Genomic DNA, 19,846 nt, shown 5'->3' with positions numbered 1-19,846 from the left:
GCGCCAGCCCCTGCCGCAGCTGGGGCAGCAGCGGACCGGGGGACGCCTGCAGCCACAGCTCCAGGGGCACCAGGGCGCTCACTTCTGGAACTGACCGAACTGGGCCTCGTAAAGGGCGTCCTCCTGGCCGGCCACCAGATCGAGGTCGGCGAGGGGATAGGAGACGCACAGCAGGGCATAGCCCTTGGCCTGGAGCTCGGCCTTGACCCCCATGGCATCGGGCTGGTGCACGGTGCCGCTGCGCAGCAGGGCGGCGCAGGTGGTGCAGACGCCCGAGCAGCAGGAGCTGGGCAGGGGCACCCCGGCGGCCTCGGCGGCGCTCAGCACCGTCTGGTCGCTGCGGCAGGGAAAGCTGTACGAGGCGCCATCCAGGCTGGCGCTGATCTGGAACACGGGGAGCTCCGGCGAGGTGGCTGGGCTGGTCGCTGGGGTGGTCTCGGACACGGGCAAAGGGGGTCGGGGAGGGGCGGCGTCGGCAGGGCGGCTCAGGCTCCCGGCTCGGGCCCATCTTCTCCGATCGCCAGCCAGCGGCCGGGATGGGGGGCGAGGTACTCGCCCGGATCGGCCGCGTTCGCCGGGGCCGTGAGCACGAAGTCGATGCTCAGCGAGAAGCGGGTGTCGTCGGGATCTTCGTTGGGCAGCACCGCATGGTCGACCGACGCGGGGAACAGCAGCAGCAGCCCCGCCCTGGGCGCCACGTCGCACCAGGGGCGATTGAGGGCGGCATCGGCGCCGATCGGCCCGTCCTGGCCCACCGCCAGCCCCGGCACCAGCTCATTGACTTGGCGGGGGGCGAACAGGCGCAGGCAGCCGCTGCGGCCGCTGCCGTCACCATTGAGGTAATAGATGGCGCTGAGGTGGGCGTTGGGGTGGTGGTGGCGCCCCACCTGCTCGCCGGCCTCGCTGATCACCGGCCAGCTGCGCTGCACATGCAGGGCCAGGCGCCGGCGATCAAAGCCCAGCGCCGCCAGATACTCCCGGGCATAGAGCGCCAGCCGCTCGATCAGGGGGGCGAACAGCGGGTCACGGTGCAGCTCCCCGGCGCCGCGCACATCGCCGGTCCAGGCGACCCCCTCCTCACTGGGATCCCGCTCCCGCAGCGCCAGCACCCGCTGCAGCAGCAGGGCGGTGTCGAGGGGATCGGGCGCCAGCTGCACCCGGCCCAGGGCCATCGGGAACAGGGGCTCGATCGCCAGAGCGGCGGGGGCGGCATCAGCCATGGGCAGGGAGGGAGAGCACCGCTACGGGGACACGGCCTGCAGATCAGTGGCCGCAGGAAGCGCAGATCCCGCAAGTCGCCAGCAAGGGGGCCTCGGACCAGCTTTAGAAGCTACGCTGGCCAACAGATGAAAACCCCGACAACAAGAGAGTCTGCCGTAAATAAGTCTGCCATAGCGACACCATCTGGCCGATTGATACAGCCTGGCAATTCAATACATTCAACGCATACGCGCCATCGCACGCCAACCACAGCACACGGCATCTTCGAACGTAGATGATGCTCTCGACAGTGCCGTCCATCCACAGGGATTCATGAACGGGCAAGAAAATCAGGGCACAACCAACTCTGAGATCCTGAAACCCGTACTGGAAGCCTTGCAAGTGCCCGTCAGAATCGCGAACCAGAGTGTGGACAGCATCTTCTGGTTGGCGATGATGAATATTGGCTCAGGGGCGTTGATTGCCATCATGGCCTATCAATCACTAGGCAGGAACGCGGTCGCTTGTATTTTTCTATTCATGCTGATCAGCGCACCCTCCTTCACGCTGTCCAAGCTGCACACCACACTGAAAGAAATCATCTTGTTGCCTGAGAAGATTTCCCAGTTTGCCATGGACAGCTCACAAAAAGCATTCACGCTGTACAAGGCCCACAACGAGCTGAAAAAACAACTGAAAGATGCCGACTGGCGTGTCGACAGCCTCATCAAGCAGCGGCGCTGGCGGGCCTCCGACCTGGCCGCCGCGACACGGACGGCCCAATCTGGATTCTCTGCATGGAAACGCCTGCAAAACCTTTTGACGCTAGCCCGTCGGCTTCGTGCTGCCAAGTCAGTCCTCCGCGAGTTCGAAGGACTGGCGACGTTGAGTGCTGGCGCCATGCTCTTGGCCAACCCATTGTTCCTGACTCTCGTTATCGCTTCAGTTCTCGCCACTTTCCTTTGGACAATGGTTGCCATCCTTGCTTTGATCATTCACATCGTTTGAGAACGGCAGGCAGGATCTTTGCGCGGCCAGAGTGCAGAACCATCCAGGCAATGGTTCCATCGCCCCCCTCTGTCAGGCAGCGGCCGTACGAATTCCAGCACGTGAGCGTCTCCCTTAGCCTGGCCAAAGCCATCCACCACCCCCATGCTGCGGCGCCTTGCCGATGATCTCTGGGTGGCCGAACAACCGCAGAAGTACTTCGGCCTGAGCATCGGCACCCGGATGACCGTCATCCGCCTGGAGCACAGCCACCGGCTGGTGATCCTTTCGCCGATTCAGCCAACCCCTGAGCTCGAACTGGACCTGGCCTCCATCGGTGTCGTCACCGATGTCGTGGCACCCAACGCCTTCCACCATCTCCATCTCCAGGCCTTCCAGCAGCGCTGTCCCCAGGCCGTGGTGTGGGGTCCGCCCTTCCTGAGGCAGAAGTGTCCCCATCTGCAGCTGGACCGACTGCTCAACGCGCAAGAGCCCTCCCCATGGCCGGGATTGCTGCTGTGCAGCCTCAGCGGTCTCCACACCCTGGGGCCCACCGGCCCATTGCCGCTGCACGAGGTGGCCTTCTGCCACACCCCCAGCCGGACCCTCGTCCTGACGGACAGCGCCTTCCACTTCGATGCCTCCGCCGCCTGGCTCACCCGCTGGCTCACGCGGATCGGCGGCGGTTACGGTCGCCTGGAGCCCACCATTCTCGAGCGCCTGGCCACCGCCGAGCGGGCTTCGCTGCGCAGGGCCATGCAGGCTGTCCTGCAGTGGGACTTCGATCGGGTGATCGTGGCCCACGGCGCCGTGCTGGAAACGGGCGGCAAGCAAGCCCTCGCCAGGGCCTATGCCTCCTTTTTCGGATCCCCCCTGCCATGAAAGCCGTCCTCGCCGAACGCTACGGGCCGCCAGAGGTGCTGCAGATCCGCGAGATCGCCACACCCGCCCCGAAGGCCGAGGAGATCCTGATCCGGATCCATGCGACCACCGTCACCGCGGCCGACTGGCGCATCCGAAGCCAGACGGTGCCGACGGGCTTCGGACTGATCATGCGGCTGGTGTTCGGCCTGCGGAAGCCGAGGCAGCCCATCCTCGGCTCGGAGCTGGCCGGGGTCGTCGCCGCGATCGGCAGGAACGTCACCCGATTCCAGGTGGGGGAGCGGGTCTTAGCCTTCAGCGACATGGCCATGGGCTGCCATGCCGAGTATCTCTGCCTGCCCCAGGACGGCATGGTGGTGGCCACACCGCCGGGCCTCTCGGACGAAACGGCGGCCGCGCTGTGCTTCGGCGGCACGACGGCCCTGGACTTCCTGCGCCGGGCCAAGCTGCGTCCCGGCGAGAGGGTGCTGGTGAACGGGGCCTCCGGGGCAGTGGGCAGCGCCGTTATCCAGCTGGCCCGCCGCGCCGGAGCCGAGGTCACCGGGGTGTGCAGCACGGCGAACCTCGATCTGGTGCGCTCCCTGGGGGCGGCCCAGGTCATCGACTACACCCGGGACGACTTCAGTCGCAATGGCCAGACGTATGACGTGGTCGTCGACACGGTCGGCACAGCACCGTTCGCGCGTTGCCGGCGCTCACTCCGAAAGGGAGGGCGCCTGCTGCTGGTGCTGGCCGGGCTGCCCGACATGCTGAAGGGGGTGTGGGTATCCCTGACATCCGGCCGGACCGTGATCGCCGGACCGGCGACCGTGAAACTCGAGGATCTGCGCGAACTTGCCGCGCTGGCAGAAACGGGGGAGTTCCAACCGGTGATCGATCGGATCTATCCGTTTGAGCAGATCGTGGCGGCCCACCGCTATGTCGATACGGGACGAAAGAAGGGTAATGTCATCATCTCCGTGCGCGAGCCGAGCTAGTCACCCATGGCGAAGTCCGAGGCTTTCGCGCGCATCAAGGATCAGGTGCTCCGGATTGTCGCGACGATTCCCGAATCGAAGATCACCACCTACCAATCCATCGGCGAGCATCTGTCGTTGATGCCCAGGCATGTCGCCTACATCCTCAGCCAGCTGGACGACAACACGAAGCTGGACATTCCCTGGTATCGCGTCGTGTCAGCAGACGGAAGCCTGGGGGTGCCCAAGCGCGATCCCAACGGCGATAGCCAGGCCCAGCTGCTGCAACGGGAAGGAATCGACGTGGTCGGCCATGCGGTCCGTCCCCCGCTGGAGAGCGTCGTTCTCCCGGCCGCCGCGTTGCCCCACGGCATCCCCAGACAGGTGCGCCCAGCGGTGACCCGCAACACCATGAAACAGGTGCGGGGTCACTGACAGAGGAGTAGCGTGAAGAAAACAGAAAGGCATCGACCGCCGTTGCAGGTGCTTCGTGCTGCTCTGCTCCTCTGGGAATGGGGGCGATATGGGCGTTGCCGTAGGGGATGCCATGGGCAATGGGAACGGGGCCAGTGGCGGCCGCTCAGCGGCCCGGGCGGTGGCCCGGGGGGTGGCCACCCGCTCCCGCGACGGTCTGGCGCTGCCGTTGGAGCAGGCCCTCATGGAACGGATGAAGGAGCTCCACTGCCTCCAGCAGATCGAACACATCATCAGCACCAGCCAGGAAACGATCGACGGCATGCTGGCGGAGATCGTCACGACGATCCCCACGGCCTGGCTGCACCCCAGCAGCGCCGTTGCCCGAATCCGCCACGGCGAACGCCTCTACCAGACGGGAGATCTGGAACGTTGCCAGTCGGTCCAATCCTCGGCGATCAAAGTCAATGAGCGGGTCTGCGGCTCGGTGGACGTGGGCTACACCGATCCCTTCGAAGAGGCCAACGAAGGACCCTTCCTGGCGGAGGAGCGCTTGCTGCTCGACACGATCGCCATCCGTCTGGGCAGCCTCATCGCCGGCGAGCTGGCGAAGGCGGGCTGGATCGACACCCTCCGGGAACAAGAACTGCTCTACCGGCAACTGGTCTCGGTGCTGGGGGGGATGGCAGAGATGCGGGACCCCTACACCGCCGGCCATCAGACGCGGGTGGCCAACCTGGCGGTCGCCATCGGGGCGGAGCTGGGACTCTCGCCCAAGGAGCAGGAAGGGCTGCGGCTGGGCGCGTCGGTCCACGACATCGGCAAGATCACGGTGCCGGCGGAGATCCTCTGCAAGCCCACCAAGCTGACCCGCCACGAATACGACCTGATCAAGGAACACGTCGAGGCCGGCTACCAGATCCTCAAGGATGTGGCCTTCCCCTGGCCGATCGCCCGCATCGTCTATGAACACCATGAGCGCATGGACGGCAGTGGCTACCCCAATGGCCGCACCGGCGATCAGCTGCTGCCGGAATCCCGCATCGTGGCCGTCGCCGACGTGGTGGAATCGATGTGTGCCCACCGCCCCTACCGCGCCGGCCTTGGCACCGAAGCCGCCCTCGCGGAGATCGAGAAAAACCGGGGCCTGCTCTACGACCCAGCCGTGGTGGACGCCTGCCTGCGGGTCTTCCGTGAGAAGGGCTACCGCTGCGGGTCCTGACCCCAGCAAGCCCACGCCTCCCCATGAGCTACCGCCCCCTGCGTCTGCCACCGGGTGTGGATCTGCGCGGCGAGCTCGAACGGCTGGCGCAGGCGGAGCCGTCGTGCTGCGGCTTCGTCGTCTGCGGGATCGGCAGCCTTGAGAGTCCCGTGCTGCGCTTCGCCGATCAGGACGAAGGGCTCGTCCTGGCCGGTCCGCAGGAAGTGATCTCGCTGGCGGGCAGCGTCAGCGGGGATGGGGCCCACCTCCACCTGGTGGTGGCCGACGCCGAGGGGCACACCCTGGGCGGCCACCTCTGCCACGGAAGCCGGGTGCGCACCACGATGGAAATCCTGCTGCTCTACCCGGAAGGCTGGCAGCTGGGCCGGGAGCGGGATCCCGCCACCGGCCACCTGGAGCTGATCGTCAGCCCATCGCGGCCGCGCCACCCACCACTTCCAGGATCTCCTGGGTGATGGCCGCCTGGCGAGCCTTGTTGTAGTCGAGGGTGAGGGTCTTGGCGAGCGCCTTAGCGTTGTCGCTGGCGTTGTTCATGGCCGTCATCCGGCTGGCCAGTTCGCTGGCGGCGGCTTCCTGGAGGGAGCGCAGCAGCTGGTTGGCCAGGTAGAGGGGCAGCAGGGCATTGAGCAGCTGCTCAGGGGTCTGCTCGAACACGAAGTCAGGCTGAAGGGTCGGCGCCGCATTCTCCACCTTGCCGACCTCGACGCCGAGGCGGCCATCGCGGGTGATGAGACGGAAGATCTCATCATCCGAGCTGGCGATGCCCTGGGGATCAAGGGGCAGCAGGGTCTGGACGACCGGCTGGGAGCTCACCAGGTTGATGAAGCGGGTGAAGACGATCTCCACCCGATCGGTACTGGCCGAAAGGAACTCGGCCAGTACTTCGTTGGCGATCTCGCCAGCTTCCTGGGACGTTGGCACCTGCTCGAGGCCGGTGAACGTCGCCCGGATCGGGTAGGAGCGGTTGGTGAAATAGGTGATGGCCTTGCGGCCCATCAGCACCATGTCGACCGCGAAGCCCTGGCCCTTGAGTTCGGCGAAGCGCTGCTCGCCACGACGGATGACGTTGGCGTTGTAGCCCCCGCAGAGGCCCCGGTCGCCGGTGACAACGAGCAGGGTGATGGTGCCCACCGGACGGCGCTCGGCCAGCAAAGGTGAGTCAGCCCCCTCGAATCCCATGCGGGACTCGAGGTTCTGCAGCACCCGGGCCAGACGATCGGCGAAGGGGCGGGTGCGCAGCACCTGCTCCTGGGCACGACGCACCTTGGCGGCGGCCACCAGCCGCATGGCTTCAGTGATCTTGCGTGTGTTCTTGACCGAACTGATCCGGTCACGGATTGCCTTGAGATTGGCCATGGGTGGAGAGTCCTCAGGCGGCGGCCAGCATCGAGGAGGTGACCTCGCGGATGGCCTCCTTGAGCATGGCTTCGGATTCGTCGCTCAGCACCTTGTCGGTCTGAACCTTGTTGATGAACTCAGGCTTGCTGCTCTTGAGGTAATCGCGCAGTTCGCGGGCGAACTGGGGCACCAATTCCACGGGCACCTCATCAATCAGACCCTTGACGCCCGCGTAGACCACTGCCACCTGCTCAGCCAGGATCAGGGGGCTGAACTGGGGCTGCTTGAGCAGTTCACGCAGACGCTTGCCCCGGGCCAGCTGGGCCTGGGTGGCGGCATCAAGGTCGGAGGCGAACTGGGAGAACGCGGCAAGTTCGTCGAACTGGGCCAGCTCCAGCTTCAAGGTGCCGGCGATCTTCTTGATGGCCTTGGTCTGGGCGGCGCCGCCCACCCGGCTCACGGAGATGCCCACGTTGATGGCGGGGCGCAGGCCGGAGTTGAACAGGTCGGAACTGAGGAACACTTGGCCATCGGTGATCGAGATCACGTTGGTGGGGATGTAAGCGGAGACGTCACCGGCCTGGGTCTCAATGATGGGCAGGGCGGTCATGCTGCCCTTGCCCATGGCGTCGGAAAGCTTGGCGGCCCGCTCCAGCAGACGGCTGTGGCAATAGAAGACGTCACCGGGGTAGGCCTCACGGCCGGGGGGACGGCGCAACAGCAGGGACATCTGGCGATAGGCCTGGGCCTGCTTGGTGAGGTCGTCGTACACCACCAGGGTGGCCTTGCCCTTGTACATGAAGGACTCGGCGATGGCCGCGCCGGTGTAGGGGGCGAGGTACTGGAGGGCCGCCGCTTCCGAGGCGCTGGCCGCCACCACCACGGTGTAGTCGAGGGCGCCGCGCTCGCGCAGGACTTCCACCACGTTGGCCACGGAGGCGTTCTTCTGGCCGATGGCCACGTAGATGCAGACCACGTCCTCGCCTTTCTGGTTGAGGATGGTGTCGATGCAGATGGCGGTCTTGCCGGTCTGGCGGTCGCCGATGATCAGCTCCCGCTGGCCCCGGCCAATGGGGATCATGGCGTCGATCGCGGTGATGCCGGTCTGCATGGGTTCATGCACCGACTTGCGCTGGATGATGCCGGGCGCCATCGACTCGATCAGGCGCGTCTCGGTGGTGGGGATCTCACCCTTGCCGTCGATCGGCTGGCCCAGGGCGTTCACCACCCGGCCCAGCATGGCGTCACCCACGGGCACCGCCGCGATGCGGCCGGTGGCCTTGACAGTGCTGCCCTCCTGGATGCCCAGGCCCTCGCCCATCAGCACGACACCGACGTTGTCGTCCTCCAGGTTCAGCGCCAGACCCTCGGTGCCGTCTTCAAACAGCACCAGCTCACCGGCCATCACCTGCTCCAGGCCGTAGACCCGGGCGATGCCATCACCGATCTGCAGCACGGTGCCGACGTTGCTGACAGAGACCGACTTGTCGTAGTCGGCGATCTGCTTCTTGAGAATGGCGCTGATCTCGTCGGGGCGGATGGAAACCATGGGTGGGAGTCCCCGGAGGGGAGGCGATGAAGTGAGAAGGAGAGGGGAAAGGGAGCGAAGCGCTAGCTCACGTTGGCGAGCGTCAGGCCGAGGCGCCGCACCTGACCGGCGAGGCTGGCGTCGATCACCCGGGAGCCAACACTGAGGACGAACCCACCGATCAGGGCAGGATCCACCGCGAGGCTGATCTCCACCTTGTCGGTACCGGCCACGACCTTGGCCTTCTCGGCGAGCAGGGCCTGCTGTTCGTCGCTGAGGGGGCTGGCGGAGGTCACCGTGGCCAGGGCGATCTGATTCTGGGCGCGGTAGAGATCCAGCAGGCGCTCCAGGACGGCATCGAGGAACCCGATCCGCTGACGATCGGCCAGCAGCTTGAGCAGGTTGAGGAAGAAAGGGGAGATGTCCTTGCCGAAGAGCTTCTCGAGGGCCGCCTTCTTGCCTTCGACCTCCAGGACGGGGGAGGCCATCGCCTCGCGCAGGTCACTGGAGTCGTGCCAGAGGGCCAGGATCTCCCGGGCCTGGTCGATCACCGCCTCGGTGTCCCCATTGGCGTCGCAGACCTGGAGGAAAGCGTCGGCGTAGGGGGTGGTGATGGTGTTGAGCAGAGGCATCAGGCGTTCCCCATCGATTGAATGGACTGATCGATCAGCTGGGCCTGGGTGCTGGCGTCGAGGCGGCCGGGAAGGCTGGCGAGGGCCTTGGCGATCGCCATCTCAGCGGCCTCGCGCTGCAGCATCTTGCTGACGCGGGACACCTCGGAATCCAGATCGGACTGGGAGTCCTGCTTGAGCCGAGCCATTTCTTCGACAGTGCGCATCTCGCTTTCGAGGCGGATGGCCTCGGCACGGAGCTTGCCGTCGGCGCGGATCTTCTCGGCGCGGGCGCGGGCCTCACCCAGGCTCGTCTGCGCCACGGAGAGGGACGCGGTGGCGACGCTCAGGCGTTCCTCGGCTTCCTTGAGTTCCCCCAGGATCCGCTCACGGCGGCGTTCCAGGATCCCCCCGAGAAAACCCCTCAGGAACCACACCAGGCCGGCGATCACGATCGCCAGGTTGATGATGTTGGTCTCGAAGATGTCGAGGTTGAGGCCGAAGCTGCCGTGGCTGGCGAACAGCGACGGGAGAGTGGAGGTCATCATGAGGCGGGCAGAAGACGGTCGACGATGAGGTCGGCGAGCCTGTCGGCATCGGCCTCAAGAAGACTCAGGGCATTGTCCCGCTGGGCATCGATCTTGCTGCGGGCGCTTTCGCGGCTGGCGATGGCCTCGCCCTGGGCCACCGCCATGGCCTCGCGGTAGAGGCGGTCGGAATCCTGCTCGGCCTCAAGGATCACCTTCTGGGCCTCGATCCTGGCCCCCTTCAGCTGCTCCTTGAGATCGGCCTCAAGGCGAACTGTCTGGGCGATTTTCTCCTTGGCCTGGGTGCGGCTGGTGGCGATGTACCCCTCACGATCCTCCACGGCCTTGCCGACCGGACGGAAGAAAAGGCTGTTGAGGATGAAGGTGAGGAGCACCACCTGCAGCGCCATGAGCGGCAGGGTGGCATCGAGGTCGAACAGACCTCCCTCGGGCGACCCTGCGGTCGCACCTGCCTCGGCAAGCAGAAGCCAGCTGGTCATGGGGCAAAAAGGCGGGCGGTGGTGGAGGCGTGAATGGAGCCGGGGGTGAAGAAGGGCCGCAACGTACGTGCAGCCCGCTCATCCCCGCGACGGCCTCCGATCAGGAGAAGGGGTTGGCGAACAGCAGCACCAGGGCGACCACCAGGCCGTAGATGGTGAGCGATTCCATGAAGGCCAGCGAGAGCAGCAGAGTGCCGCGGATCTTGCCTTCGGCTTCGGGCTGACGGGCGATGCCTTCGACGGCGCCGCCGGAAGCGGTGCCCTGGCCGATGCCAGGACCGATGGAGCCGAGACCGACGGCAAGACCAGCAGCCACGACAGACGCAGCGGAAGTAAGGGAATCCATGGTGGGGTTAGAAATGTGGGGCGCCGGGGAAGCGCAGAAGGAACCTTGTCGAGAACCCTGCGCCGGGGACACCTGGGAAGGCGGGCCCGGATCATGCCGGACCTGCGCGCAGAGAGTTTGCCAGACCGGGGGACCGGACCGGCGGGGGCAGGAGCTAGTGGTGCTCCTCGTGGACGGCCTCACCGATGTAGTAAGCCGCCAGGGTGGCGAAGATCAGGGCCTGGATCGCACTGGTGAACAGGCCGAGGAACATCACAGGCAGAGGCACCACCAGGGGCACCAGGAACGCCAGCACGGCCACCACCAGTTCGTCGGCAAGGATGTTGCCGAACAGACGGAAGGAGAGCGAGAGGGGCTTGGTGAAGTCCTCGACGATCTTGAACGGAAGCATGATCGGCGTGGGTTCCACGTAGTACTCGAAGTACCGGAAGCCCTTGCGGCTCAGGCCCGCATAGAAGTACGCCAGCGAAACCAGCAACGCCAGCGCGATGGTGGTGTTGATGTCGGCCGTGGGAGCGCCCAGTTCACCGCTGGGCAGGTGGACCAGCTTCCAGGGAATAAGGGCGCCGCCCCAGTTGCTCACGAAGATGAACAGGAACAGGGTGCCGATGAAGGGAAGCCAGTCGCGGTAGGCCTTCTCACCGATGTATTCGCGGGCGATGTCGCGCAGGTAATCCCACAGGAATTCCAGAAGGTTCTGCACGCCCCTGGGATCGCGCTCCAGGCGGCGCGTACCGACAACCACAACGGCAAGCAGGGCGCCGATCACGACCCAGGAGCTCAGGAAGACCTGGCCGTGGATCTTGTAATTGCCGAGCTGCCAGTAGAGGTGCTGGCCGACCTCGAGGGCGGCGAAGGGAAGGGCGAGGGGCAACGGAGCCATCGGGGGTAGGGCCTGGCGGAACGTCTGGGCCGCCGGAGCGGCTGAAGAGGGCCGCCGGAGCGGCTGAAGAGGGATCGATTCAGCTGTCGAGGACGGCCTGGGCGATCAGGGCGGGCTTGTAGAGGAGGAAACCCACCACGGCGGGCAGGATCTCCAGGACGGGAAGCCTGGCGGCCGCGAGCACCAGCACCACCGGCACCAGCAGCTGGGCCTTGCCCACCCCCTTGGTTTCGACGCCGAAGCGGGTCACGCTGCGGGCCAGGAGCCGGAGATAGAGGAGACCCGCGAGGGCTCCCACCAGCAGACTGAAAGCGGTCGGGAGATCAAACCACAGGGCCGTGATGGGCACCGCCAAGGCGGTAGCACAGACCGTGGAAAGAAGCAACCGGCGCTGCAGCCGCAGGTAACCGTCCATGCCGTTGTTCACCGTCGACGAAGCGTCGGTGACCTCAGACAGGGAATGGGAGTCGTCGGTCGGATGCACTGCGACCTCTTCGATCGACGTCTCCACTGGGGGGACGGCATCCGGGGAGGGAGTCAGGGCAGCCTGCAACCGTCGAGGCTCCGTCTTGGCGAGCGGACTTTATCACTCAGCCCGTTCAGGCTCTAAGCAACAGAAGCACCCGCTCCGCCAGCAGCCGCCGCGCCGCCGCTGCCCGCTCTTCGGGGCCCTGGGCCAGGGGAAGCAACCCGATCGGGGTGCCGGCGGGGGCGGCCTCCAGGGCCTGCATCAAGGCGAGCTCCGGCTCGGTGATGGTCAGGGGCCCCAGCTCCGGCCCCAGCAGCGTGGTGGAGGGCCAACCCCACAGGCAGCGGTTGCGCTCCCCTCCTGCCGCCAGCAGCGCCTGCTCGCTCCAGCTCTGCGGCGGCGCGGCCGGTGTCCCGTCACCGTCCTGGCGCCGCAGAAAGAACTCGAAGTGGCTGATATCGGGATCAAGGCTCTCCACCAGGGCCCACTGTTGCGCCGGCGGCAGGGCCTGGGCCCGCTCCAGCAGTTCGCCCTGCAGCAGCCGGGCCGGATCCCAGACCTCGGGGTTGGAGAAACCGGCGAAGCGGACACCCGGCTGATCGATGAAGCGGAACAGGCGCTCCAGGTCGTAGCTGGTCTCCTGGGGGTGGAGGTACATGTCAGCGAAGTTGGCATCGGCGGCGGTATCGAGGGCCCAGCGCTGCTCGTGATGCCGCCGCAGGCGGTTGGTCTCGGGAAGGGTGGTGAACAGCTTCCGTCCCAGCCGCAGGCCCTCCGGCCCGGTGCCCACCCCCATCAGGCCGAGGGCCCGTTGGGTGCGGTGAATCTCCCAGCGGCCGCCATCGGCATAGAGGAAGAGATGCAGCAGGCCCCCGGGCCGCAGCAGGGGGACCAGGGCGCTCAGGCCCAGCGCGGGTTGGTCGAGGTGATGCAACACCCCCACCGAGTTGATGTAATCAAAGGGACCCTCCCCCGCCAGGTCGAGCAGGCTGCGCTGCTCGATGCGCAACTCCGCCACCTGGGCGGCGGCCCCGGAGCGGGCGGTGCGCTCCCGGGCCACCGCCAGGGCACCGGCACTGATATCGACCGCCAGCACGGCGGCCCCCGGGTTGAGATGGCAGAGGTAGTCGGTGCTCACCCCCGTGCCACAGCCGGCGTCGAGGATCCGCCAGGGGCGCGGCGCCGGCGGCAGGGACCCGTCCACGGCCGCCACCGCGCTGTCCACGCACCAACGCCAGTTGTATCCCGGCGGCGGGCCGTCCTGGAGGGGATCCCCCGGGTAAGGGAAACGGTCATAGAAGGCGCTCACCACCGGCGTGGCGGCATCCAGCGGGGCCTCCAGGGGGAGATCCATCAGTGCCTTGCTGCAGGGTCCGGCAGCATTCCACGGCGCCGGCCGCCGTTCAGCCTGGGCCTCAGGGAAGGCTGCAAACATTTGTTCATCTCCCGCCGGGGGGCCAGGGGTGCAGCCGTAACGTGACCCAGCCCGGCTCGCTCTCGTTCATGACCGTGACCGCCAGCAGCGGCAGCACCAGGGTCGCCCCCCAGCGCTACGACACCCTGCCGCTCTCCAGCGTCCGGAAGGCGGAGCAGCAGGACCGTTTCCCCGACGGCGGCGAACTGGACGCCCTGACCACCTTCTTCCGCAGCGGCCAGATCCGCGTCGAAGCCGCGCGACTGATCTCCGCCAACGCCGACGCGATCGTGGCCCGGGCCGCCAACCGCATCTTCACGGGCGGCACCCCCCTCTCCTATCTCGACGCCCCCCTCAGCACCCCCAGCGCTGGGGCGGCCGATGGTGTCGCCCTCGCCGCCGACCAGGCCGCGTTCCAGCGCTCGGTGCGCACCTTCGCCCAGGGATCCGGCGGCAGTGGCCTGCTCGGCCGCATCCTCGAGGGCGTCCAGGCCGATGCGGACGTGCGGGTCGTGCTGCCCAGCGGCTTCAACCCCATTTCGGTGGCGATCTACGGCAATGCCCGCATGCGCAAGTCGCTGCGGGACCTGGCCTGGTTCCTGCGCTATGTGGGCTACGCGGTGATCGCCGGCGATCCCAGCATCCTGGCGGTGAACACCCGCGGCCTCCGCGATGTACTGGAGAAGGCCTGCTCCCTTTCGGCCACCAACGTGGCCCTGCAGGAGATGCGCGCCGCCGCCGCCGGCCTGTTCAAAGGGGAGCCGGAATCCCGCCAGCTGGTGATCGACTGCTTCAACGTGCTCCTCAAGGAGCTTGAGGTGGCCACCCCCTCCACCCGGGCCCGCCTCGGCAGCCCCGTCAACCAGGGTCTGCAGCTCCCCGCCACCTATGCCCTCGCCGCCGAAGGTGCCCAGCGCTTCGTGATGCGGCCACGCCTTTCCGGCGCTGAGAAGGCCGAGATCATCCGGGCCGCCTACCGCCAGGTGTTCGAGCGGGACATCGTCAAGGGCTACTCCCAGGTGGTCTGCCCGGTGGAGGCCACCCAGGTGCGCCAGGGCCAGCTCTCGATGCGGGAGTTCATCCGCGCCCTCGGTCGCAGCAAGGTCTATCAGCGCCAGTTCTATGGCCGCTTCTCCAACAGCCGGGTGGTGGAACTGGCCTTCCGCCACTTCCTCGGCCGCGGTGTGAGCTCGATCGAGGAGTTCCGCCAGTACTTCGCCATCGTCAGCACCAAGGGCCTCAATGGCCTCGTTGACGCCCTGGTCAACGGCATGGAGTACGCCCGGGTCTTCGGGGAGGAAACGGTTCCCTACCTCCGCGACATCGGCGAGGAAGCCCAGGAGAGCGCCGGCTGGGGATCCAACCGCAACCTCTTCCGCTTCAGTGCCCCGTTTGAGGGTGCTCCCCAGTACATCACCCTCTACGCCTCCTACCGCCAGCCCCTCGCCGACCAGCACCCCTACGGCGGCGGCAACGATCCCCTGGCCCTCACCTACGGGGCGATCTTCCCCTCCGGCACGGCGTCGGTGGCCACCCGCCCGGCCCCCTTCAGTTACGACACCCGGAGGATCCTGATCGGCAATGGCATGGCCCAGCCCGGGCCCATGGACAGCGTCCAGTTCCGTAAGGCCACCCCACGCCGGGTGGGTCCGAAGGTGGTGCGCCTGCGCCAGATCGCCACCGGCGGCAGTTCCACTCCACGCCGGGGCGGCCAGCCCAGCATCCGCGGCACGGAATCCAGCACCCAGGCCGTCATCAATGCGGTCTACGTGCAGGTGCTGGGTACCGCCGGCTATGCCGGCGAGCGCAACAAGGTCGAGGAGATCAAACTCGAGAACGGCGACATCAGCCTGCGGGAGTTCGTGCGCCAGGTGGCCCGCTCCAACGCCTTCCGGCGCCGTTACTGGAGCGGTTTGTACATCACCAAAGCCCTCGAGGTGATGCACCGTCGCCTGCTGGGTCGACCCACCTTCGGCCGCTGGGAGATCAACGCCTACTTCGACACTGCGGCCCGCAAGGGGTTCTATGGCGTCGTGGACGCCATGCTCGAAAGCCGCGAGTACAACGACTGCTTCGGCGAGGACACCGTCCCCTACGAACGCTTCATCACCCCGGCCGATCGCAACGCCCGACGGGTGCCTGGCCTGGTGCAGACCCTCGAGACCGTCGCCGACCTCACCCCCCTCCAGCGCCCCATCGTTCCCGTGGCCCAGGCCCTGCGCACCGTGGGCGATCTGGTGCCCCGCAACCTGGCGGCGCAGCCGAAGGTGCGCGGACAGTGGTCAGCGGATGTGGCCGGTGGCCATAGCGCCACGGTCTCTTCCGGCGTCCCCACCGGTCCCGAGACGGTCAAGCAGGCGCCGGCCCCCACCCGCAGCTGGAGCCAGACCCGCTGGCAGCCCGGCGGCGGCTCCGCGCCGCTCTAGCGCAGTGGCGTCTCCAGCCCGGGCGGCGGCAATGGCTACGTGGCCCCCGCCAGCATCGGCATCGCCGGCAGCTGGAAGGCCATGGTGGGCACCAGCCTGCTGAGCGGCGCCGCCGTGGCTCCCGACGGGGCGATGGCCAAGGCCCTGCGGCCAGGCTCCCCCCAGGGCTTCAGCCGTCGTCAGAGCCTGTCGCGTCCCGTGCAGCTGCTCAAGGATCCAAGCGAAACCCAGGTGCAGGAAGTGGTGCAGGCGGTCTACCGCCAACTGCTCAACCGCGTGCCTTTCGCGGCCGAGCGCCAGATGGATCCGGAATCCCAGCTGCGGGACGGCCAGCTCTCGGTGGCCGAATTCGTGTCCCAGATCGCCGGCAGTGATCTCTTCCAGCAGAGGCTGCAGCGGATGGCCCCCCTGCGGGCGGCCTCGGCCGCCTACCTGGCCCTGCTCGGCCGAGCCGCCATGCCAGCGGAAGTCAGCCAGTTCCTCGCCACCCGCGCCACGGCCGGTCAACAGGCGGCCGTGGCCGAACTGCTCAACGCCCGGGAGTACGCCACGGCCTTCGGCCTGGACACCGTGTCCTACCTTCGTGGCCTGGCCACCGAAGATGGAGTGCCCCTCACCACGGTGAACCGCACCGCTTCTCTCTATGGCGGCAACGGCGGTCTCACCCCCTCGGTCCGGGGCGCGATCTGATCCTCTCCCCGCCGATCAAGGCTCTCCCCTGAAAGAGCGCTTCCGGTGCTTTAGCGATCCCCCGGGTCAGCCGCGGGGGGTTTCTTTTGACCTGTCTCTACAACGAAATGGGACTATTGGGCTGCCAATGCGTTTGCGACACACCAGAAGGCGACAACAAAAGATGAACAATTGCTGCGCTTGGATGGTGTCAAGAACTCCCGCGAAAGCCGTTGCAAGCTAAGGGATCTCGCCAAGCCATCCGCCATGAAGAACTGTTACCGGCCCCCATGGGAGCGAGGGGCCTTGCCACAGAATGATGCGACGGTCGGCCACGCCGATCACCCTTACCCACCGGATACCGGTCTCCTTCACGGTGACCGCTTGTTTCGAGGCAGAACTGCATGAGCATCGTCTCCAACTCGATCATCAACGCGGACGCCGAAGCCCGCTACCTCAGCCCTGGCGAACTTGACCAGATCAAGTCGTTCGTGGCAGGAGGTCAGCGTCGTCTGCGCGTCGCCCAGGTCCTGGCCGAAAGCCGGGAGCGCATCGTGAAGCAGGCCGGAGGCCAGCTTTTCCAGAAGCGCCCCGATCTCGTTTCCCCCGGCGGCAACGCCTACGGGGAGGAGATGACGGCTTCCTGCCTGCGCGACATGGACTACTACCTGCGCCTGGTCACCTACGGCGTGGTCGCCGGGGATGTGACACCGATCGAAGAGATCGGCGTCATCGGGGCCCGCGAGATGTATCGCGCCCTCGGCACCCCCCTCGAAGCCATGGCGGAAGCCGTGCGCGAGATGAAGACCGCAGCCACGGGCCTCCTGACCGGCTCTGATGCCGAAGAGGCCGGCTTCTACTTCGACTACGTGGTCGGCGCCCTCTCCTGAGGTTTCACCTCTCTCCCGTCCATCGCCATCAAACCCAGGATCCATGCAAGACGCCATCACCAACGTCATCAACCAGGCCGACGTCCAGGGGCTCTATCTCGACGGTGGCTCCATGGGCCGCCTCGAGCAGTACTTCGCCAGCGGTGAGCTGCGGGTGCGTGCCGCCGCCACCATCAGCGCCAATGCCTCGGCCATCATCAAGGAAGCCGTCGCCAAGGCCCTGCTCTACTCGGACATCACCCGTCCGGGCGGCAACATGTACACCACCCGTCGTTACGCGGCCTGCATCCGCGACCTCGACTACTACCTGCGCTACGCCACCTACGCCATGCTGGCCGGTGACACGTCGATTCTCGACGAGCGTGTGCTGAACGGCCTCAAGGAGACCTACAACTCCCTGGGTGTGCCCATCGGCGCCACGGTGCAGTCGATCCAGGCCATGAAGGAAACCACCGCCTCCCTCGTCGGTCCCGATGCCGGTCGTGAGATGGGCGTCTACTTCGACTACATCAGCTCCGGCCTGGGCAACTGATCCCCAGCAACGCCCCCACCACGGCACGTTTTCCGAGGATCACCCCATGCGCCTGTTCAAGATCACGGCCTGCATCCCCTGCCCCGATAAGGCGCGCAGCCAAAGGGAGCTGCAGAACACCTACTTCACCAAGTGGGTGCCTTATCAAAGCTGGTTCGCCGAACAGCAGCGAATCATGAAGCAGGGCGGCAGGATCCTGAAGGTGGAACTGGCCGCCGGCCGTCGTCAGCAGAACTGCGGCAACTGAAGGACGCCCCCGGCGCTCCCACCGCCCGGCCCATGGCCGGGCTTTTTTGTTGCCTTCGAGCCGCCCCGGCGGTCCCGGAGGGCGCCAGGGGCCCCGACGGCGAAATGTTCACCGCGACTCGACAAACCCACCCCGGTCACGGCTGAATGGGCCATTCCCGGAACCCTCCCGCGGCCTTGTCCACCTCTGCCCCCCGCCTGCTCCACGGCCGTCCCGGCGCCGGCCTGCTGCCGCTGCCCTGGCAGCAGTGGCCCGCTGAAGCCCGCCTGCTGCTGGGCCTGGTGGCCCTCTGGAGCCTGGTGGGCCTGCTGGTGCTCACCTCCGCCAGCTGGTGGGTGGCCGAGCGGGAGATGGGCGATGGGGCTTACTACGTCAAGCGTCAGGCCATCTGGCTGGTGGCCAGCTGGGGTCTGCTCTGGCTGGGCATGCGCACGTCGATGCGGCGCTGGCTGCACCTGGCGGCGCCGGCCCTGCTGGTGGGAGCCCTGCTGGTGGCGGCCACCCTGGTGGTAGGGACCACCGTCAACGGGGCCAGCCGCTGGCTGGTGCTCGGCCCGGTGCAGCTGCAGCCCTCGGAGCTGATCAAGCCCTTCATCGTGCTGCAGGGGGCCGTGATCTTCTCCCACTGGCGACGGATCGCCCTCGACCAGAAACTCCTCTGGATCGGCATCTTCGGAGTGGTGATCCTGCTGATCCTCAAGCAGCCCAACCTCAGCACCGCCGCCCTGCTCGGCCTGCTGCTGTGGCTGATGGCGCTGGCCGGCGGCCTGCCCCTGACGCTGCTGCTGGGGGCCGCCGGCGGCGGGATCGTGCTGGGCAGCATCAGCATCATGCTCAACCCCTACCAGCTCGACCGGGTCACCTCCTTCCTCAACCCCTGGCGCGTCGCCCAGGGGGACGGCTACCAGCTGGTGCAGAGCCTGCTGGCCATCGGTTCGGGGGGCGTGCTCGGCTCCGGCTTCGGGCTCTCCACCCAGAAGCTCCAGTACCTGCCGATCCAGACCACCGACTTCATCTTCGCGGTCTTCGCCGAGGAGTTCGGCTACGTCGGCTCGGTGATGCTGCTGCTGTTCCTGATGATCTTCGGCTTCGTGGGCCTGCGGGTGGCCATGGCCTGCCGCAGCAACCAGCACCGCCTGGTGGCCATCGGCTGCACCACCCTGCTGGTGGGCCAGTCGATCCTCAACATCGCCGTGGCCAGCGGCTCGATGCCCACCACCGGCCTGCCCCTGCCGATGATCAGCTACGGCGGCAACTCCCTGTTGAGCAGCCTGTTCCTGGCCGGCCTGCTGCTGCGCTGCTCCCTGGAGTCCGCCGGACTCGAGCCGGTCCGGCCCCGCCGGCGGTCCCCCCGGCCTGCCCCGATAGGCTGAGCCCTGCTGCCACTCCGATCGGCCATGTTCAGCCCCGGGCTGCCGTTCGCCGACTGGGCCCGCAGCAGCGAACTGCTGCTCCAGGGTTCCCTGGCCCACCCCGGCCCCCTGACCCTGGCGGTGGTGTTCGGCGGCGGCCTGCTCACCAGCCTCGGCCCCTGCTCCCTCTCCTTGCTGCCCGTCACCCTGGCCTATCTGGCCGGCTTCGGCGCTGAGGATCAGGGGCGTCCCCCCTGGCAGCGCAGCGTCAGCTTTGCGGCCGGCATCGTGGCGGCCCTGGTGCTGCTCGGCCTGGCCAGCGGCCTGATGGGTCGCCTCTACGGCCGCATTCCCGGCCAGCTGCCGCTGCTGGTGGCCGTCGTGGCCGTGGTGATGGGCCTCAACCTGCTGGGCCTGCTGCGGCTGCCGTTGCCGGCCGGGCCCGACCCCGAG

24 protein-coding genes are annotated in these 19,846 nt (G+C 67.1%); 13 read left to right on the top strand and 11 right to left on the bottom strand.

What is annotated here, in order from left to right:
- Window positions 1–78: 78 nt before the first annotated feature.
- Both VB734_RS04370 and VB734_RS04365 read right to left on the bottom strand, forming a co-directional pair.
- Complete coding sequence (locus tag VB734_RS04370; protein WP_323242976.1) at window positions 79–393, bottom strand: 2Fe-2S iron-sulfur cluster binding domain-containing protein; 315 nt, start codon at window positions 391–393, stop codon at window positions 79–81.
- A gap of 92 nt (window positions 394–485) precedes the next feature.
- Entirely contained in the window at window positions 486–1,220 is a 735-nt protein-coding gene (locus tag VB734_RS04365; protein WP_323242975.1) for a TIGR02466 family protein, read from the bottom strand.
- A gap of 313 nt (window positions 1,221–1,533) precedes the next feature.
- Between VB734_RS04365 and VB734_RS04360 the strand changes: the two genes are divergently transcribed.
- The 6 genes from VB734_RS04360 to VB734_RS04335 all read left to right on the top strand — a co-directional run bounded on the left by VB734_RS04360 (window position 1,534) and on the right by VB734_RS04335 (window position 6,116).
- Window positions 1,534–2,208 carry a hypothetical protein gene (locus tag VB734_RS04360; RefSeq protein ID WP_323242974.1) on the top strand — a complete coding sequence of 225 codons (675 nt, stop codon included), beginning with the start codon at window positions 1,534–1,536 and terminating at the stop codon, window positions 2,206–2,208.
- 144 nt (window positions 2,209–2,352) lie between these two features.
- Window positions 2,353–3,069 (top strand): DUF4336 domain-containing protein, encoded by a 717-nt coding sequence (locus VB734_RS04355; protein ID WP_323242973.1) that lies wholly within the window; start codon window positions 2,353–2,355, stop codon window positions 3,067–3,069.
- Window positions 3,066–4,046, top strand: a complete 981-nt coding sequence (locus tag VB734_RS04350; protein WP_323242972.1) for an NAD(P)-dependent alcohol dehydrogenase — start codon at window positions 3,066–3,068, stop codon at window positions 4,044–4,046. The genes VB734_RS04355 and VB734_RS04350 overlap by 4 nt, the downstream gene beginning before the upstream one ends.
- Window positions 4,047–4,052: 6 nt before the next feature.
- Window positions 4,053–4,460, top strand: coding sequence for an MGMT family protein (locus tag VB734_RS04345; RefSeq protein WP_323242971.1), 408 nt, complete (start codon window positions 4,053–4,055; stop codon window positions 4,458–4,460).
- An 88-nt stretch (window positions 4,461–4,548) separates the two neighbouring features.
- Complete coding sequence (locus tag VB734_RS04340) at window positions 4,549–5,661, top strand: HD-GYP domain-containing protein (RefSeq protein WP_323242970.1); 1,113 nt, start codon at window positions 4,549–4,551, stop codon at window positions 5,659–5,661.
- 23 nt (window positions 5,662–5,684) lie between these two features.
- On the top strand, window positions 5,685–6,116 hold the full coding sequence (locus VB734_RS04335; RefSeq protein ID WP_323242969.1) for a PPC domain-containing DNA-binding protein: 432 nt from the start codon (window positions 5,685–5,687) through the stop codon (window positions 6,114–6,116).
- On the opposite strand, the gene VB734_RS04330 is transcribed toward VB734_RS04335, so the two are convergent.
- The 9 genes from VB734_RS04330 to VB734_RS04290 all read right to left on the bottom strand — a co-directional run bounded on the left by VB734_RS04330 (window position 6,067) and on the right by VB734_RS04290 (window position 13,217).
- Window positions 6,067–7,017: a F0F1 ATP synthase subunit gamma gene (locus VB734_RS04330; protein ID WP_323242968.1), complete on the bottom strand. Its 951-nt coding sequence runs from the start codon at window positions 7,015–7,017 to the stop codon at window positions 6,067–6,069. The genes VB734_RS04335 and VB734_RS04330 overlap by 50 nt on opposite strands.
- Window positions 7,018–7,030: 13 nt before the next feature.
- Entirely contained in the window at window positions 7,031–8,548 is a 1,518-nt protein-coding gene (atpA, locus tag VB734_RS04325; protein ID WP_323242967.1) for a F0F1 ATP synthase subunit alpha, read from the bottom strand.
- A 62-nt stretch (window positions 8,549–8,610) separates the two neighbouring features.
- The gene (atpH, locus tag VB734_RS04320) at window positions 8,611–9,159 is read right to left on the bottom strand and encodes an ATP synthase F1 subunit delta (RefSeq protein WP_323242966.1); all 549 of its coding nucleotides are present in this window, start codon (window positions 9,157–9,159) and stop codon (window positions 8,611–8,613) included.
- Window positions 9,159–9,686 (bottom strand): F0F1 ATP synthase subunit B, encoded by a 528-nt coding sequence (locus VB734_RS04315; RefSeq protein WP_323242965.1) that lies wholly within the window; start codon window positions 9,684–9,686, stop codon window positions 9,159–9,161. Before VB734_RS04315 ends, atpH begins: the two co-directional genes overlap by 1 nt.
- Entirely contained in the window at window positions 9,683–10,165 is a 483-nt protein-coding gene (locus VB734_RS04310) for a F0F1 ATP synthase subunit B' (protein ID WP_323242964.1), read from the bottom strand. The genes VB734_RS04315 and VB734_RS04310 overlap by 4 nt, the downstream gene beginning before the upstream one ends.
- A gap of 100 nt (window positions 10,166–10,265) precedes the next feature.
- Window positions 10,266–10,511 (bottom strand): ATP synthase F0 subunit C, encoded by a 246-nt coding sequence (gene atpE, locus VB734_RS04305; protein ID WP_015110594.1) that lies wholly within the window; start codon window positions 10,509–10,511, stop codon window positions 10,266–10,268.
- A gap of 154 nt (window positions 10,512–10,665) precedes the next feature.
- On the bottom strand, window positions 10,666–11,394 hold the full coding sequence (gene atpB / locus VB734_RS04300) for a F0F1 ATP synthase subunit A (protein WP_094585565.1): 729 nt from the start codon (window positions 11,392–11,394) through the stop codon (window positions 10,666–10,668).
- Window positions 11,395–11,473: 79 nt separating this feature from the next.
- On the bottom strand, window positions 11,474–11,947 hold the full coding sequence (locus VB734_RS04295) for an ATP synthase subunit I (RefSeq protein WP_323242963.1): 474 nt from the start codon (window positions 11,945–11,947) through the stop codon (window positions 11,474–11,476).
- A gap of 46 nt (window positions 11,948–11,993) precedes the next feature.
- Window positions 11,994–13,217: a class I SAM-dependent methyltransferase gene (locus VB734_RS04290; protein ID WP_323242962.1), complete on the bottom strand. Its 1,224-nt coding sequence runs from the start codon at window positions 13,215–13,217 to the stop codon at window positions 11,994–11,996.
- 149 nt (window positions 13,218–13,366) lie between these two features.
- On the opposite strand from VB734_RS04290, the gene VB734_RS04285 reads away from it, so the two are divergent.
- From VB734_RS04285 to VB734_RS04260, 7 genes are all read left to right on the top strand, one after another.
- Complete coding sequence (locus VB734_RS04285; protein ID WP_416238034.1) at window positions 13,367–15,703, top strand: phycobilisome rod-core linker polypeptide; 2,337 nt, start codon at window positions 13,367–13,369, stop codon at window positions 15,701–15,703.
- A 39-nt stretch (window positions 15,704–15,742) separates the two neighbouring features.
- Complete coding sequence (locus tag VB734_RS14630; RefSeq protein WP_416238033.1) at window positions 15,743–16,393, top strand: phycobilisome rod-core linker polypeptide; 651 nt, start codon at window positions 15,743–15,745, stop codon at window positions 16,391–16,393.
- 383 nt (window positions 16,394–16,776) lie between these two features.
- Window positions 16,777–17,262, top strand: coding sequence for an allophycocyanin subunit alpha apoprotein (locus VB734_RS04280; RefSeq protein ID WP_015110589.1), 486 nt, complete (start codon window positions 16,777–16,779; stop codon window positions 17,260–17,262).
- Between the two features lie 43 nt (window positions 17,263–17,305).
- The gene (apcB, locus tag VB734_RS04275) at window positions 17,306–17,794 is read left to right on the top strand and encodes an allophycocyanin subunit beta (protein ID WP_216906017.1); all 489 of its coding nucleotides are present in this window, start codon (window positions 17,306–17,308) and stop codon (window positions 17,792–17,794) included.
- Between the two features lie 46 nt (window positions 17,795–17,840).
- Complete coding sequence (locus VB734_RS04270) at window positions 17,841–18,041, top strand: phycobilisome linker polypeptide (RefSeq protein ID WP_323242961.1); 201 nt, start codon at window positions 17,841–17,843, stop codon at window positions 18,039–18,041.
- Window positions 18,042–18,187: 146 nt separating this feature from the next.
- Complete coding sequence (locus VB734_RS04265) at window positions 18,188–19,414, top strand: putative peptidoglycan glycosyltransferase FtsW (protein WP_323242960.1); 1,227 nt, start codon at window positions 18,188–18,190, stop codon at window positions 19,412–19,414.
- Between the two features lie 24 nt (window positions 19,415–19,438).
- Window positions 19,439–19,846: cytochrome c biogenesis protein CcdA (locus VB734_RS04260; RefSeq protein ID WP_323242959.1), on the top strand; the 408-nt coding region annotated here is incomplete at its 3' end.

The organism is Synechococcus sp. BA-124 BA4 (genome assembly GCF_034931165.1).
Note: the sequence above shows the minus strand (reverse complement) of the source record. Positions and strands in the feature narration are given on the sequence as shown.